Genomic DNA, 15634 nt, shown 5'->3' with positions numbered 1-15634 from the left:
GTGTTAAAGAGGTTTATATGAAGACGGTAAAAAGTTTGATGATCGTAATTCCGGCAGCTATGGCCCTCACCGCATGTGATGGCTGGCAAAAAAGTCCGTCTTCGGACTTAGAGGAAATGCGCGCGCAAGCGAAAGTAATCACTCAGATGGGTCCGGACAAACCGACTACCATCAATACTGAAACCGTTGTCATTGAGAAAGTACCTGTCTACATCAAAGAAACTGACGTTACTCAATCAATGATCATGTTAAACATCGAAGACGACCTTATGTGGGAAGCTGGCAAAGCGAAGACAGTAAAAATCCGCGCTTCCCTGCCGGTTCCTGGTGCGGCAGTTACTTTGACCGCTTCAAACCTTCCTGAAGGCGCTACTTTAAACCCTTCAAATGCCAAAGACATTTATAACCTGACTTGGACACCAAGCCTGGTGCAAGAAGGCACTTTGGTAAAAATCCCTGTGAAATTCACAGTGACTATTACCAATGGCGGCCAAGCTAAGAACGCAGCAGCACTTAAAGGCATGACCAAAGAGCTGAATCAAAACATCCTGGTTTCTCAAACTGAGTTGGCTCCCACTGAATTGTCAGTAACTGGAATCGGCGCTGAAGTGTCTGAGGACCAATTAACACCATTCAATGTGATCGTAAAAGTTCCAGGTATCGATGGTAAATCAACTCAAAAACCACGAGTCGTTATCAGTTACGATGGCGCAGCTATCCAAACTGGCAAAGACTATCAGGAACTTGATGGCTCTCGCTATGTGATCGCAGACATCAACAAAAAAGATGCGGAATACCTTGGCGATTCAAAATGGAAAGTAAGCTATATCTTCGATACTAAAAATATCGCAGTTCAACCACAGCTTAACAAAGACGGCACTATTATGTTGCAAGCCGATGGCACTCGCATTCGCTTCAGCGTAAAAGCTTACGGCGCTAACGGCCGTTCAGCTCCAGAAACTCTTGTTCAGGCTAAAATCCTTTACACAAAAACTATCACAGCTCCCCGCTTTGACGTTTCTGGTTTGGGCAAACAAGGCCTGGAAGTTTCCCCTGGCGAAAAAATCGTTCTTCAGTTCTCAGCTTCTTCCAACAACAGAAATGCTGCTGTTAACGTGGAAACAAAATCTTCAACTCTTCCCGGCAATCCACAAGCTGCATGCGTAACCTCTTCAGTGGGTGCTTCCAAACAGGATTGCACGCTGACTTGGGAAGTTCCTTGTGATGCGACTTCAAAAACTCTGAAGGGTTCCATCCCAATGGCTGCGACCAGCACATTGAATGGTCGTATCAGTGATGTGACAGACTACTCTTTGAAAACGGTTAAAGCTGCCAAAGACAAAGGTCTATGTGCGGCTCCAGCTCAAACAGCTGTTAAAACTGCGGAGGCGAAATAGTTATGAAAAACTTCAAACTTCTTTCACTAACATTGGTTCTTGCACTTTGCGCGCAAAACTCCTTCGCAGCAGCTTCCAAAAAGACTGCTAAAAAATCTGCAGCCCCGGTTTCTCAACAGGCGCGTGCAAACGACAATTCCGATGTCAGAAACGACATCGATTCATTGGGCGGCAACGAGCAATTGATGAACATGGCGCAAAATATCAAGTCTGAAAGCCGCTCTCGCATCGTTCAGGAGCGCATTGTTGACAGAAGAAACCGTCTTGAGGTTGGTGTTAACTACGGAATGAATTTCGGTGGCGATGCTTACACTAAAACTCAGGCTTTGGGAGTAGCGGCGGATTTCCACATCACTCCACGCTGGTCTATCGGGGCAAGATACTATGACTTCGGCAACTCTTTGTCGCCAGAAGGTCAGCGCATCTTCGATCAGGCTAAAGCCAATTACCAGGCTGGTGGCCGCGCGTACGCCGTTGATATCGACTATCCAGAAAACGCAGTCATGGCTGTTTTGAACTGGTACCCCATCTACGGTAAAACCAGCTTTATGGATGTGGGCGTGACTCAGTTCGACCTTTACCTTCTTGGTGGTGGCGGACAAATCACATTGTCCAGCGGATCCACTGCTGTTTACACGGCGGGTTTGGGTGTTGGTGCCTGGATCACAAAAAGCCTGACAGCAAGAGCTGAAATCCGTTATTTGAACTACACTGACAAACCAGTTACTGGCGACCGTAACTTGAACGTTGTCACAGGCAACCTTGGCTTTGGATGGATGTTATGATTTCCGGAAAATCCTTTGTCTCCAAACTAATGATGGTCACAGTCCTGGGTGTTGGTCACAACGCACTGGCTGCTGAGCGTTTTTCAGTTAATGACTGGGGAACTTCCCTGGAAAAATCCTTATCTGAAAAAAGCGGTAAAACGACTTTGAATCTGTTGAACTTCAAAAATCTTGAATCCAAGACTTTGAATTCCTCTGCAGATGAAAAAATCAAAGCGAAAATCAAACAAGCTCGTGAGCAGTTCGCCAAAGGTCAATACTCACAAGCCATGAACCTTTACAATCAGATCCCTCGTGGTTCTGACTACTGGTTCCAGGTTGTTGAGGAAAAAGGTTGGGCTTACTTCAGAATGAATGATTCTGAAAAAGCTTTGGCACAATCCAAAACTTTGATCAGCCCCCAATTTGGTGAAGTTGTGAATGCGGAAGCTTACTTCCTGCAATCCCTGGCTAACCTAAAAATCTGTGATTACAAATCTGTTTTCAAAACGACTCAGGCGTTTAAGGAAAAACAAAGAGACCGCGTTGCCTCTGTTCAGGATCTTTCCAAGAACGGTTTCAATGACTCCTTCCTGAACGTCCTTAAGAAAGTTGATAAATTCCCTCTTCAAGCCAATGAAGTTGGCGAGTCCTTGCTGAAGCTTCCGGTTCTTTACTATAAGGACATGGAACTGCAAAAACAGATGTTGCGCTTCAAAGTAAGCCAAAAAGGCATGGAAGTTCTTGCGAAAAACAACACGCAAAGAACTTTGCAAACAGAGCTTGATCAGGTGAACAAAGAAGCTTTCGCAAAAATGAAAGTACGCCTTCAGCAACTGGCGGCGGATGAGACGGCTGAAAACAAACGCATCATCGGCAAGCTGAACCTGGTTGAAGTTGAAGCCATTCAACGCGTGCATACGGATCAGCAAATGGCTGAATCCATGTTCACGGAAAATGAATTCAAAAAAACCAATGCGGACCTTCTTGTTTTCAAAGACGATGGACGTCCTTGGGTTGATGAACTTGATAAATATGACGTTGTGACCAAGTCCTGCGCACAAAACGTTAGGAGAAAAATGTGAAACCACTTTTAGTTCTTTGTATTTATCTGTCGGCTTTCATGCTTCTTTCCGCGTGCGCACAGGAATCGGGAACGATCCTGGCGCAAAAAGAACTTGTGCAGGAGAAAACTGAAATTCCGGTTTATCCTGATGTACCTGCTCAGCAATTTTCCTGGATTACTGAAGACGGTGGTCAAAGTCAGCTTGATTTCAACCCTCGCGTTGACATCTTGTTTGTAACTGACAACTCTGATTCCATGAAAACGGCGCAAGCGAATTTGATCAAGAACTTAAACCGTTTCACGAACGGTATCACAAGCAATAAAATGATCGATTACCATATCGGCGTTATTTCGACTTGGGATAGTTCTGAGCGCTTTGCCAAAGCCAAGAAAGACACTTACCAAATGGGTGATCTGCGTTTCACAAAAACCGTTGCAGGCACAGACACTCAAGAGCGCTTCGTAACTAAAAAGGACTCTGCAGCTGTATTGGCGAATACTTTGAAAATCGGTATCGCACCATATGCTGAAGGTGGTCCTGAAGTTGAAGAATTCTTTTCTCCCTTAACTGCGGCTTTGCAAAAAAATGGTCGTGGCGCAGCGAATGAGGATTTCTTCCGTGATGACGCTCAATTGGTTGTGATCTTTATGACGGATGCAGATGATTCATCCAACATCACTTCAGAGCAAATCGCACAAACTTTGATCGACTTCAAAGGTGGCAATAAAGACAAGGTTTCTGTTTACGGCGTGCTTGTGGACAAAAACGACGCTGACACAAACAAAGACTTCGGTTTGCGCGTTCGCCCTGACTACCACCCTGAGTGTTTTACTCCGGATAAAAAGAAAAGAATTTCTGGTTGCGGACCATTTGGTCCAGCGAACATTGAAAAAGCCATCGTCCTGGCGAATCAAGGCAACGGCACTGAAAAGGAAATTCGCAAGAAATTTATCATGAGCATTATCTCCCCTAATTTCGGTACGGAATTGGGCAGCATGGGTGACTCAATCACAGTGAAGACTTTGGCCAAACAAATCTACCTTTCTCAAATCCCTCGTGTGGACGAGTCTGGTAAATTGATGCTTCGTGTACGTTACGGCACTGCGGAGTTGTTGGCTCAAGGCAAAGGTCAGTTGATTGCGAATAGAATCAACGGCGGCTGGACATATGACAACAGCTCAAACTCTGTGAAGCTTTCTGGTGATATCAAATACGATTACAAAGAAGGCGCTCGCTTCGCGGTGGACCTGGTTCCAATTCCCCTGGCTAACTAATTGGTCTTTTTAACGGCAGAGGATTCTGAAAGCTTCAGAATCTTCTGCAGACTTCCATCTTCCTTCATCTTGAGCAAAGCAGAATTGAATTCCTTAACCAGCACACGCCCCTCTTCATTATCACGAAATGCAAAATAGCAATCCTGACTGGAAACAGGGTTGTCCTTATTGTAGCTGATTCCCTTGGCGCGACTCAATTCCAACGCTCTTAATCCCGATTTTTCCTCAACGATAAAAGCATCTATGATGGATTCACTCAGGCGACGCATATTCGTCACATCGTCATCGGCGTAGGTGAAGTCGATTTTTGTGTCACTTTGAATTTGCGGGGGATAGTGGTAGCGAAATGTCAGTCCCACTTTCTTGCCGCGCAGGTCTTTCAGATTTTGAAATGGTTTATTCTCGCGATAGAAAATATAATTTGTGCGCACATAAAAGGGCACAGTCTTAAGCGCATCTTTGGGAGTGGAGTTGTCCATCCCTGGAAAATAACCTGCTGCAAGTCCGTTGAAAAACTCCAGCTTTGCCCGGTTGGACTTGACGATATCCACTTTGAATTTCACCGGGACTCTTTGTGCAATCTCCCTGGTCAAATTAACAAACAACCCTTCCTGCTCACCCTCCACCATCAAAGGAATTGGAAAGGTCACCAAGCGGGCTTCTTTGCCTTGAGCGACAGATAAAATACCAATTAAGAATGGAACCAGAAAAAGAGTTTTCATTGCTAATATTTATTAACCAGCAACTGCCGCTCTCGCGCAAACAAATTATGTTTATTAATTAAATATCAAGATCTCACACCTAAGGTCGAGCCACGTTTTGTAAAGAAACCTTCACGTTCGATGACCGCGAAACCGTTCGCTTTGAGCGCCCGCTTAAGTGTTCCTTTAACTGCATAAGTTGATAGTGAACACTGCGACTCCGCTGATTCCAGAAGGAGTCTGTTCAGGAAATTCTCCTCCCACAGGTGGGGATGGGTTTTTGAACTGTAGGCATCGTAAAAAAAGCCATGATAACGAGAAAGAAATGTCATCTCTGCAGTCATCGCACCGTGAATGTCAGATGCCGACTGGAAGTGTTTCCTCAAGAAAGACTTTAACTCATTCTCAGGAATCTCGGTTCCCTTCAAAACATGCTTCAAGGCTTGATCGTAAATAGACGCAACTTCCGGAAGCAGGTTTTCAACTTTGCCATGAAGCCAATCAAAAAAGAATTCCCGCAATTCAGAAATAGCTTCGTAACTGGTAATCAAACCCACCGTCTTCCCGGCAAGCAGAGCTTCGCGCGCAATATTCATTTCAATATAGCCAAGCCCCAAACCCACCACCATAAAATGAGGATTGTCAGTCTTTTGCAGGACATCCCGAGCCACACTGCCATACAAGTGAGTTGTCTCGATACTGGCGCCGCCAGAATGGTGCATGGATTCCCCATAGGGCTTCTCGGGATCCAGGGACTGCAGTAAACGCAAAGTAGGGCTCAGATCCTTTGTGATTTCGATCTCAAAGCCCAAATCCTGCCATGATTTCATTGGTTTACCCTCAAACATTGACTTCCTGCAAAATAACACCCATAAACCTTCTATGGAAAAAGGCTGGTTGGGACTTCCCTATCACACTATCAGTGAACACTACAATCATCTCTTTGGTGAGAAGGTCTACAAGATCCCTGTCACCGTGGTGGATAATTGTCCCAATCGCATGGGTCTTAAAGGCATGCAAACCTGCGTGTTTTGCGATGTTTGGGGATCCGCTGCCAACGCTGAAGCCATGACCATGGAGTTGCGCGCACAAATCGAGAAGTACCACGAGCACATTGCGCACAAATACAAAGCCAAAGCCTTCCTGATCTATTTCCAGGCCTACACCAACACATTCACGAAAGTTTCAGCACTTCGTAATAACTTTGATATTGCTCTTTCTTATCCATGGGTCAAAGGCTTCACTCTGGGGACTCGCCCGGATTGCCTGTCCAAGGCGGTTTTGGATTTATGGAACGAGTACAATGAAAAATCCTTTGTCGCCGTCGAAATGGGTGTTCAGAGTTTTTTCAACGATGAGCTGGAATTCATGCGCCGCGGACACACGGCTGAAGCGGCTATTGAGGCAATTCACAAGATTGCTGACAACACCAAGGTGGATCTGGGAATTCATCTTATCTTTGGCAGCCCGGGCGAAACTGATGAACGAATTGTGAAAACGGCGGAGATCGTAAACACTCTGCCTATTACCAATGTTAAACTTCACAATCTGCATGTATTAAAGAACACACCGCTGGAGGAAATCTACCACCGTGGTGAGTTTGCACCGATTGATCAGGAGACCTACACACGCCGTGTGGAGCTGTTCCTGCAACATCTCTCCCCGCGCTTTGCCTTGCACCGTCTGGCTGCTTATTCGTCTCGTTGGGATGAGTTGGTGGCTCCGGATTGGACGAAAAATAAAATGGGCACGCATCAGGCGATTATCGATCACCTTAGAGCACAAGGCTCTTATCAATCGCAGTTTTTCAAAGCCGCGACGGATTTAGATTTAAGCGCGCAGGCAGTTTTGCTAAAAAAATCTCGCCGCGTGGACGCAACTCCGTGCTGAGTTTCTGCACAATTTAAGTTTCTGTAAGATCACGACAGGTAAATTTCAGGCGAGAGGCCCTAAAATCCGCTTAAAACACCTAGACCTTGGTTTTACCCTCGAGAAACCGTGAGATTTGCCACTCTTTTTCGCAGGACAGACGAGTCAATACTAAGAATAAATCTGCTTAAATGATGAGCAACGTCACAAAAAAATTGGCGTTATTTTAAAAAATACTCTTGCAACTTCCCAGAAAGAATTACAAAGTTGAATTGAGATCGATACCCGCCTTATTGATGAGGCACCCGGGACCAACCCCTAGATATAGGGGTACAACAGGGAGGTAGTAGACGTTTTTCTGAAGCAAATTATGTGAAGGCTGCAAAGCCAAACATTATGTTTCAGCGACTTAAAACAGACTCAGCTAAGGATTAGCAACTCAGTCTCAACCAATCTACATCATTATATAGAACCAACGACGGACATTTGCGAGGGGCAATGTGCGACGGGGGATTTTTTTGCCCAAAAGGAACTGGGCAGAGGGGATAGCATCATGTTGGAAACAACAGCTCACATCATGAGAGTCAAAAAGAGAGACGGAACTCTTGAACCAGTCGACGTAACGAAGATCGTTGAACGTGTGACTCGTAATTGCCAAGGTCTAACTCAAGTAGACCCACTTCGCGTAGCTACTAAAGCTATCAGTGGTCTATATGATGGCGCGACAACAAATGAGTTGGATAATCTTTGTATTTCCACCGCCTCTTTGTTGATCGGTGAAGAGCCAGAATACTCTCGCCTTGCGGCTCGCCTTTTGAGCACGTATGTAGACGAAGAAGTTCGCTCTCAAAAAATTCAATCTTTTGCAGACTCTGTTAACTTCGGCTACCAAGCTGGTTTGTTGTCTGAAGACACTAAAAACTTCGTGGATAACAACAAAGCAGCTCTTTGCGCGGCTATCGAGCCTTACCGCACAGACCGTTTTGAATACTTCGGTCTTAGAACTGTTTACGATCGCTATTTGTTGAAAAACCCAACATCACGCCAGGTGTTTGAAACACCTCAATACTTCTTTATGCGTGTGGCTTGTGGTTTGGCTCAAACAGTTGATGAAGCTATCGAGTTCTACCGTTTGATCTCTTCTCATGACTACATGGCTTCCACGCCAACATTGTTCAACTCTGGTACTTTGCGCCCTCAGATGTCTTCTTGCTATCTTTTGGATTCTCCAACTGATGACTTGGAAGCTATCTACAAAAAGTACACTGACATCGCTTTGCTTTCCAAATTCGCAGGCGGCATTGGTGTAGCTTACTCTCGTATCCGCTCTCGTGGTTCCTTGATCAAAGGTACAAATGGTCACTCCAACGGTATCATTCCTTGGTTGAAAACTATGGACTCTTCGGTGTCTGCAGTTAATCAAGGTGGTAAACGTAAAGGTGCTGCTTGTGTGTACTTGGAAACTTGGCATGCAGACATTGAAGAATTCCTTGAACTTCGCGACAACACAGGTGACGAAGCTAAACGTACTCACAACCTGAACCTGGCAAACTGGGTACCAGATTTGTTCATGAAACGTGTTGAAACTGATGGCATGTGGTCTTTGTTTGACCCACGCGTAGTTCCTCATTTTGTTGATACTTACGGTCCAGAATTCGAAGCTGCATTTGAAAAAGCAGAGTCGGAAAAACTATACACAAAACAAATCAAAGCTCGCGACCTGTACTCTCGCATGATGAAAACTCTTGCGCAGACTGGTAACGGCTGGATGACATTTAAAGATGCTTCCAACATGAAAGCCAACCAAACCGGTGAAGCTGGCAATGTGATCCATCTTTCCAACTTGTGCACAGAGATCCTGGAAGTAACTTCAAACTCTGAAACAGCAGTTTGTAACTTGGGTTCTGTAAACCTTGGCAGACACGTTGAAAATGGTCAGTTCAACTTCGAAAAACTGGCGAAATCTGTTCGTACAGCTGTGAAGTACTTGGACCGCGTTGTTGATATCAACTTCTACCCTATCGATACTGCTAAAGACTCCAACCACAAATGGCGTCCAGTTGGTTTGGGTGTGATGGGTCTTCAAGATGCATTCTTCTTGTTGAAGTTGCCTTTTGACTCTCAAGCGGCTCGTGAATTGTCAGCGAAAATCCAAGAAGAGATCTACTACAATGCTCTTTTGACTTCTTGCGAACTGGCTGAAAAACACGGTGCCCATGGTGCTTACGAGCAAACTCGTGCAGCTAAAGGTTTGTTGCAATTCGACCTTTGGGGTGTGACGCCTTCTCAACCAGAGCGTTTCAACGCTTTGAAAGCGAAGATCAAACAACACGGTTTGCGCAACTCTTTGTTGATCGCTATTGCTCCAACAGCAACTATCGCTTCTATCGTAGGTTGCTACGAAGCGATCGAGCCTCAAGTATCCAACTTGTTCAAACGTGAAACACTTTCTGGTGAGTTCATGCAGATCAATAAATACCTGGTGCAAGATCTTAAAGCGATGGGTCTTTGGTCTGAAGATCTTCGCAACGAAATCAAATTGAACGATGGTTCAATTGATGAAATCGCGGCGATCCCGCCACAATTGAAAGAATTGTACCGCACTGTTTGGGAAGTTCCGATGAAGTCATTGATTGAAATGGCTGCAGCTCGTGGCGCTTACATCGACCAAGCTCAATCTTTGAACTTGTTCATGGAAAGCCCAACAATCGGTAAAGTTTCTTCTATGTATATGTATGCATGGAAACAAGGTGTGAAAACGACTTATTACCTTCGCTCTCGTCCGGCGACTAAAATCGCCAAGACTACTGTGAAGTCTTCCAACAACGGTATGGGTATGTCCGCTGAAACTGCAAACACTATGAATGCAGCAACAGCGATCCAAGCCGAAGCACAGGCAACTGTGGCTGAAGCGAAGAAAACATACACTGACTCAGAAGTGATCGCTTGTTCTTTGGAAAATCCAGAGGCTTGCGAAGCTTGTCAGTAAACTCGGCGAAAGCTGAGCAGAGCTGAAAGTCCGAGGGGGGCTTTCAGCTCGAAAAAGAGCGCCGGTGCCATTCGCCGGAAAAACTTTTAGGGACTTTTTATGATTTTAGATCCAGGCTTTAACTTAACTCTTCGTCCAATGAAATACCCAACTATGTATGAAATGTACAAAAACGGTATCAAGAACACTTGGACTGTAGACGAAATCGATTTCTCTACAGACCTTGTAGACCTTCACTCAAAAATGACTCCGGCAGAAAGACATTTGATCTCTCGCCTGGTGGCATTCTTTGCGACGGGTGATTCTATCGTTGGTAACAATCTAGTTTTGAACTTGTACAAACACGTGAACTCTCCAGAGGGTCGCATGTATTTGTCTCGTCAACTATACGAAGAGGCTTTGCACGTTCAGTTCTATCTGACGCTTTTGGATTCATATATTCCAAATCCAGATGAACGCGCGGAAGCATTTGCTGCGATCGAAAACATCCCTTCTATCAAAAAGAAAGCAGATTTCTGCTTTAAATGGATCGACTCTATCAATGAGTTGAACGAACTTAGAACAAAAGAAGACCGTCGTCGCTTCTTGATGAACTTGATCTGCTTCGCAACTTGCGTTGAAGGTTTGTTCTTCTATGCAGCTTTCGCATACGTATACTTCTTGCGCTCTAAAGGTTTGTTGCAAGGTCTTGCATCTGGCACAAACTGGGTATTCCGTGATGAGTCTATGCACATGGCATTCGCGATCGAAGTTATCAAAACAGCTCGCCAAGAAGAACCAGATCTTTTCAATTCTCAAATGGAAGACATGGTTGTGCAAATGCTTGAAGACGCTATCGAATGCGAAATGGAATTTGCGAATGACGTTTTGCAATTGGGTGTGGCTGGTCTTTCTCCAAAAGACATGCGTCAGTATCTTGAATACTGCGCAGACCAACGCCTTGAAAGCTTGAGCATTGCTCCTCGTTACAACGTGAAAAACCCGTTCGACTTCATGGAGCTTCAAGACATGCAAGAACTTGCAAACTTCTTTGAAAGACGTGTTTCTGCATACCAAACTGGTATCAGCGGCTCGGTAGCCTTCGATGAGGCGTTCTAATTTTCTTTGGATATTTTTATTTTTAGTATGCATGGGGGTGGGTTTCCTACACGGATACCTGCCCCAAGGCATTTCCAAAGACTACATCCTGCGTCCCACCAAGGTGCGCATCCTGATTACAGATGAGTCTCTCTTCCCCAAAAGTGTACAGGCTCAACTCGAAAACAATTTACGCATAAAATTTGAAGTGACCGTCACTCGCGACTGGAATTCCATTCAGGCGAAAGTGATTGCATCACCTGCTCAGGACATTTTGCTTTTACCCTATTACTGGGCCAATACTTTGAATAAGCAAAATCTACTGGCTTCCAGCCTGGAAAACCCGCTGACTGCTAAAATTGCTGCGGACTTTCTTCCTCCAGTCAGCACCATCCGGAATATTTATTTTTACCCTCTTTACTGGATGAAGACGGGATTTAGAACCACCAATAATGTGTCTTTCGAGGAATTCCTTAAAGACAAAAAAGCCACAACCCTATTCCTGCTTAACGACGAGGACTTGCTACTCAAGCATTTCTCGATCTGGCAGGACAAAGGCTGGCTCTCTTTGCTGCAACAGAAAAAGATTCTGACACTGCCTTTGGATCAACTTATCACGAATGAAAAACGCGATGGTGCTGCCGAGATGCCACTGAATGAGGCCACCCCTGATTTGACCATTCAGGATGATTTAAGTGCCTTGCTGGTATGGGGAGCTTCAATCCCGCAAGCTTCTGACAAACAGGATCTTGCCATGGAAATTCTGCTGGCAATGACAGAAAACTCATTGCAAGAGCAGAACCTTTTAAAGACACCTTTTAACAGCACCCTGCAGGAATTGACTTCCCCAGGACTGCCGCCACAAAGACGCGCCTCCCACATTCGAGAGTTGAAACTCAAAGGCACAATTTTAATTGATTCTAAAAATCTAGAAGCCCCGAAGAAACTACGGGATGATTTTAATCTGTTCTTATAACGTAGTAACGAGCATAACTATTGCCGCTCGTTGCTGCCACACTTTGCGCATCATAGCCCGTTAACAACAGAACGATATTGTTTGCACCACTTGCAAGCCCATTGCCGCGAAGGACGATATTAAATCGACCATTGCGGCAGGTTCCGTACCCTGTGGCTGTTGAACTGGACATATCAAAGATATTTGCAGCAGCGACGTTCGCACCATTCACAGTCGCCGTGATTCTATGTGTGGGATAAGTGGACGTGTAGCACGCACCACTTAACTCCACAGCCTTGGTCGACGTTGCCGCACCAAGATTGTAGACATCCGCCACAAGCTGAAGTTCTGTTGAAAGCGGCGTGGAATTCAAACTGTGAGAATCAGGATTGGAAGCATCAGAAGACAAAAGGGAGTTTTCCGAAACCGGTGCACAAGACGCCAGTAACGACATCAACGCGAAACACGTCGCGAATTTGTTAAAATCGGTTTTCATAGAAACTCCCCCGTACCTTTAGGATAAATGAGGGAGCGCCTAAAACTGTATCAATTTCTGGAGAAGTCCAGTTTTGAGACGATTTTTTCCTGCAACATGATAGGGCTTAGGAATAAGAAGTAGGTGGAAAGCATTACAGTCGCAAATGGCATCAACCCCATGAAGATCCCTATCCCCAAATGCATCATCAATCCCATAAACAGCCATAGGTGGCGGCTTTTATGCCAGATCACCATCGGTGGGAAATAGACTTCAAAAAGAATGGTCGTATATCCCAACACCGGAATAACCCAGGGGATTTCCCTTAGAAAACTGAAATCCATAGTGGTCATCTGAGGGTTTGCAAGCACACTCCAAAGTGCGGTTCCATCCCACCAGCTGGCCCCTTTAAGTTTTTCCCATCCCGTATAGGCATAGATCGCCATGATCTGCACTTGCATCATGCGGATCATCATACTTGAAATAGCATCTGACGATTTGAAGGTTCTTTTTTCGCGGAATAGATTCAAAACACTCAAGCGCTCGCAGGAGTTGGTGAAAATCATGTAAAACAAAAACAAGGCGCCGATCACATCAGCACCAAAGTTCACCGGATAATTGCGATAGATAAATCCTGCATTTATCACCCAGGCCAAAGCCATCAAAATCCGACCACCAATTCCCAATATTAGCAGCGCAAACAAAACCACCGACACAGTCAGCATCGGGGAATTCGCTGAATCCGGCCAGAAATTCCAGCTGAAACCCGGTCTCCCCAACTCTGGCAATATCAACAAAGCATTGGCTTTGGAAACCCAGCTTTCGTCAGTGAAAAACTGCATATTGTAAAAGCGCATCGCACTCATATAGAGCAACGTTGCACACAAAACGATACGCATGAATGCAAGGCCCAGAAGATTTTGCGGAGCAAACCAAAAGTTATCCCATAAGGACCAGGCTTTTTTCAGATTAGCTTTAAGATTCATCATAAGCTCTCCTCGTCACCCGTACCATCACAGCGCACGGCTGCTCTGGCGTAACGACGCTCCTGGGACATATCAAGCAGATTGACGTCTTTATTGAAGGCCGCCTCATCCAGCAATGGCAAAGTCTCCACCACATGCTCCATATCAATGCTTTCAGCACCTGGATACTGGCGACACAACCACGGTCCAAAAATCTGGCGCAAGCGGCGTGGATCCATCACCATAAAGCGCATCACCGCCCACTCGCGTTTTCTGGTCAGTCCTGCGACTTTATTTTCCTCGTCAGGTGGCGGATAGGTCGTGAACAAAGGATCACGATAAGAACCATCTTCATTCGCCGGATAATTTACACTGACTTTAAGATACATGGGATGAGCCGGGTCCGGAGAAAAGAAATTCCATCCGGCATTAAGCCCTACAAGATTCGCGTAGGGCCCGACATATTTGGAGGCTACACGCCCAAAGTAAGAACTTACGTTGGGCATCACCATTAATGCTGCGATATTATAAACGATCCAGACACTTGCCAGGATCTTAAGTAACGGCTTCACCTTCGCCATCGATCTCGTCCGCCTCTCCGTAGAACGGTAGTTCATCTTCCTCAGATGACTCCTCGTCCTCACCATCAGCGTACATTTGATCGTCAGAAGCCATCTCGATATCACTATCATTGTCGAAAGCTTCTTCGGCTTCAGTCAATTCATTTTCTAACTCAGCGTCAGCGGACAATTCCTCAGATGCCTCTGTATTGTCAGCAGCATATCCACCAACGGTGGATTCTTGGCTGTCTCCAGTAGTGGCTTCCTGACCATCAACTTCAGCAGAACCAGCAGAACCATTTTTGAAGGCCGCCATTTTTGCCGCTGATTCTTCAGCTTTGATTTGCACCAAAGTCGTTCCTGCCGCCAAAGCCTCGTCGTATTTTTTCAACCAATTCACATCGCGAGTTGGAACGGGTTCATCCATCGCCAAAGCATCACGGATATTTTGTGCACGCTCAAGGTCACGCTTTTCAGCCTGACGACGCTTTTCTTCTGCAAAGAAGTCAGAAGACGTCGAGATTTCCTCAAGTTGAGAGGAGATCTTCATCAATTCCTCTTCACCAGAAGAATAGCTAACCGTATCCACACCCGTTGCCACCAATGAATCTGTGATGGAAGCCAATGTCGGTTTTTCTTCCGCCATTTGCTCATCCATACCCTCCGGCAACAACTCATCGATTTGAGAAAGCGTTGGAAGCTCTTTCAAAGATCTTAGACCGAAGATTTCAAGGAACTTACGAGTAGTTCCGTATTGCATAGGACGACCTGGAAGATCTGATTTACCTTCAAAGCTAACCAGATTCTTTTCCATCAAAGCGCGCAACAAGTGACCTGATTCCACCCCGCGAATTTCATCCACATCGAACTTCACGCACGGTTGTTTGTAAGCAACGATGGACAAAGTCTCCAAAGCCGGACCGGAAAGCTTGAATTGACGAGCTTTCAAAGTGCGCTTTAGGAAGTCCATGTTGTCGACTTTGGTACGCAACTGATAACCACCTGGAACTTCTTCCAAAGTCACCCCACGGCGGCCACCAGCATATTCAACTGCCAATTGATCCAGCACGCGGCGAAGTTTATCACCTTTGATGTTTGTACCTTTAAAAAGCAATTTCAAAGAGGCCAAAGAAACCGGGCGATCAGAAGCAAACAAGACGCTCTCAACGATACTTTCCAGACGGTCTTCATCTACGAATTCAACTTCTTCGATATCCGCTGACTCAAAGCCATCAAGCTCTGTACCTTCAACAGAAACATCATCTGAAGTTTCTTCAGAAGCTTCCATTTCGGCAGTTTCTTCATCAGAAGCCTCTGGCAAGAAACCCTCAGACTCCTCTTCTTCTTGAAGAAAAATGGATGCATCGGACTCGATACCATCAAGCTCGTTCAGTTCTTCAGAAGCATCAGCTTCATCTGCAATCATTTCCGGAGCTGTTTCGTCTGCTGCAACTTCAGTTGCCACAGTCAGCTCATTGTCCATCACTTCTGTGTCTAAAACTTCTTTGTTCTTTTTGGAGTTATTTTTCTTCTTAGACATT

14 protein-coding genes are annotated in these 15634 nt (G+C 45.4%); 8 read left to right on the top strand and 6 right to left on the bottom strand.

Going from position 1 to position 15634, the window contains the following annotated elements; genetic code table 11:
- Nucleotides 1–17 precede the first annotated feature (17 nt).
- From AAAA73_RS06555 to AAAA73_RS06540, 4 genes are read left to right on the top strand one after another with little or no spacing between them, the layout of a single operon-like run.
- The gene (locus tag AAAA73_RS06555; RefSeq protein WP_340597393.1) at nucleotides 18–1397 is read left to right on the top strand and encodes a putative Ig domain-containing protein; all 1380 of its coding nucleotides are present in this window, start codon (nucleotides 18–20) and stop codon (nucleotides 1395–1397) included.
- Nucleotides 1398–1399: 2 nt separating this feature from the next.
- Nucleotides 1400–2182, top strand: coding sequence for an outer membrane beta-barrel domain-containing protein (locus AAAA73_RS06550; protein ID WP_340597392.1), 783 nt, complete (start codon nucleotides 1400–1402; stop codon nucleotides 2180–2182).
- Nucleotides 2179–3246: a hypothetical protein gene (locus AAAA73_RS06545; RefSeq protein ID WP_340597391.1), complete on the top strand. Its 1068-nt coding sequence runs from the start codon at nucleotides 2179–2181 to the stop codon at nucleotides 3244–3246. Before AAAA73_RS06550 ends, AAAA73_RS06545 begins: the two co-directional genes overlap by 4 nt.
- Nucleotides 3243–4502, top strand: coding sequence for a hypothetical protein (locus AAAA73_RS06540; RefSeq protein ID WP_340597390.1), 1260 nt, complete (start codon nucleotides 3243–3245; stop codon nucleotides 4500–4502). Before AAAA73_RS06545 ends, AAAA73_RS06540 begins: the two co-directional genes overlap by 4 nt.
- Here the strand turns inward: AAAA73_RS06540 and AAAA73_RS06535 are convergent.
- Nucleotides 4499–5224, bottom strand: a complete 726-nt coding sequence (locus tag AAAA73_RS06535; RefSeq protein WP_340597389.1) for a substrate-binding periplasmic protein — start codon at nucleotides 5222–5224, stop codon at nucleotides 4499–4501. The two genes, AAAA73_RS06540 and AAAA73_RS06535, sit on opposite strands and share 4 nt — an antisense overlap.
- Before the next feature lie 65 nt (nucleotides 5225–5289).
- Nucleotides 5290–6033, bottom strand: coding sequence for an MnmC family methyltransferase (locus AAAA73_RS06530; protein WP_340597388.1), 744 nt, complete (start codon nucleotides 6031–6033; stop codon nucleotides 5290–5292).
- 52 nt (nucleotides 6034–6085) lie between these two features.
- On the opposite strand from AAAA73_RS06530, the gene AAAA73_RS06525 reads away from it, so the two are divergent.
- From AAAA73_RS06525 to AAAA73_RS06510, 4 genes are all read left to right on the top strand, one after another.
- The gene (locus AAAA73_RS06525; RefSeq protein ID WP_340597387.1) at nucleotides 6086–7093 is read left to right on the top strand and encodes a TIGR01212 family radical SAM protein; all 1008 of its coding nucleotides are present in this window, start codon (nucleotides 6086–6088) and stop codon (nucleotides 7091–7093) included.
- Between the two features lie 532 nt (nucleotides 7094–7625).
- Entirely contained in the window at nucleotides 7626–10061 is a 2436-nt protein-coding gene (locus tag AAAA73_RS06520) for a ribonucleoside-diphosphate reductase subunit alpha (protein ID WP_340597386.1), read from the top strand.
- Nucleotides 10062–10160: 99 nt separating this feature from the next.
- A complete protein-coding gene (locus AAAA73_RS06515) occupies nucleotides 10161–11159 on the top strand; it encodes a ribonucleotide-diphosphate reductase subunit beta (protein WP_340597385.1) in 999 nt (332 codons plus the stop codon).
- Between the two features lie 37 nt (nucleotides 11160–11196).
- Nucleotides 11197–12114, top strand: coding sequence for a hypothetical protein (locus AAAA73_RS06510; protein ID WP_340597384.1), 918 nt, complete (start codon nucleotides 11197–11199; stop codon nucleotides 12112–12114).
- On the opposite strand, the gene AAAA73_RS06505 is transcribed toward AAAA73_RS06510, so the two are convergent.
- From AAAA73_RS06505 to scpB, 4 genes are read right to left on the bottom strand one after another with little or no spacing between them, the layout of a single operon-like run.
- The gene (locus AAAA73_RS06505) at nucleotides 12098–12589 is read right to left on the bottom strand and encodes a hypothetical protein (RefSeq protein WP_340597383.1); all 492 of its coding nucleotides are present in this window, start codon (nucleotides 12587–12589) and stop codon (nucleotides 12098–12100) included. The two genes, AAAA73_RS06510 and AAAA73_RS06505, sit on opposite strands and share 17 nt — an antisense overlap.
- 50 nt (nucleotides 12590–12639) lie before the next feature.
- Entirely contained in the window at nucleotides 12640–13557 is a 918-nt protein-coding gene (locus tag AAAA73_RS06500; RefSeq protein WP_340597382.1) for an HTTM domain-containing protein, read from the bottom strand.
- Complete coding sequence (locus AAAA73_RS06495) at nucleotides 13554–14114, bottom strand: hypothetical protein (RefSeq protein WP_340597381.1); 561 nt, start codon at nucleotides 14112–14114, stop codon at nucleotides 13554–13556. Before AAAA73_RS06495 ends, AAAA73_RS06500 begins: the two co-directional genes overlap by 4 nt.
- On the bottom strand, nucleotides 14089–15633 hold the full coding sequence (scpB, locus tag AAAA73_RS06490; RefSeq protein WP_340597380.1) for an SMC-Scp complex subunit ScpB: 1545 nt from the start codon (nucleotides 15631–15633) through the stop codon (nucleotides 14089–14091). Before scpB ends, AAAA73_RS06495 begins: the two co-directional genes overlap by 26 nt.
- Between the last annotated feature and the right edge of the window lies 1 nt (nucleotide 15634).

It is taken from the genome of Bdellovibrio sp. GT3 (genome assembly GCF_037996765.1).
Lineage (GTDB): Bacteria > Bdellovibrionota > Bdellovibrionia > Bdellovibrionales > Bdellovibrionaceae > Bdellovibrio.
The sequence above is the reverse complement of the archived record's forward strand: the minus strand, read 5'-3'. Positions and strand labels throughout refer to the sequence as shown.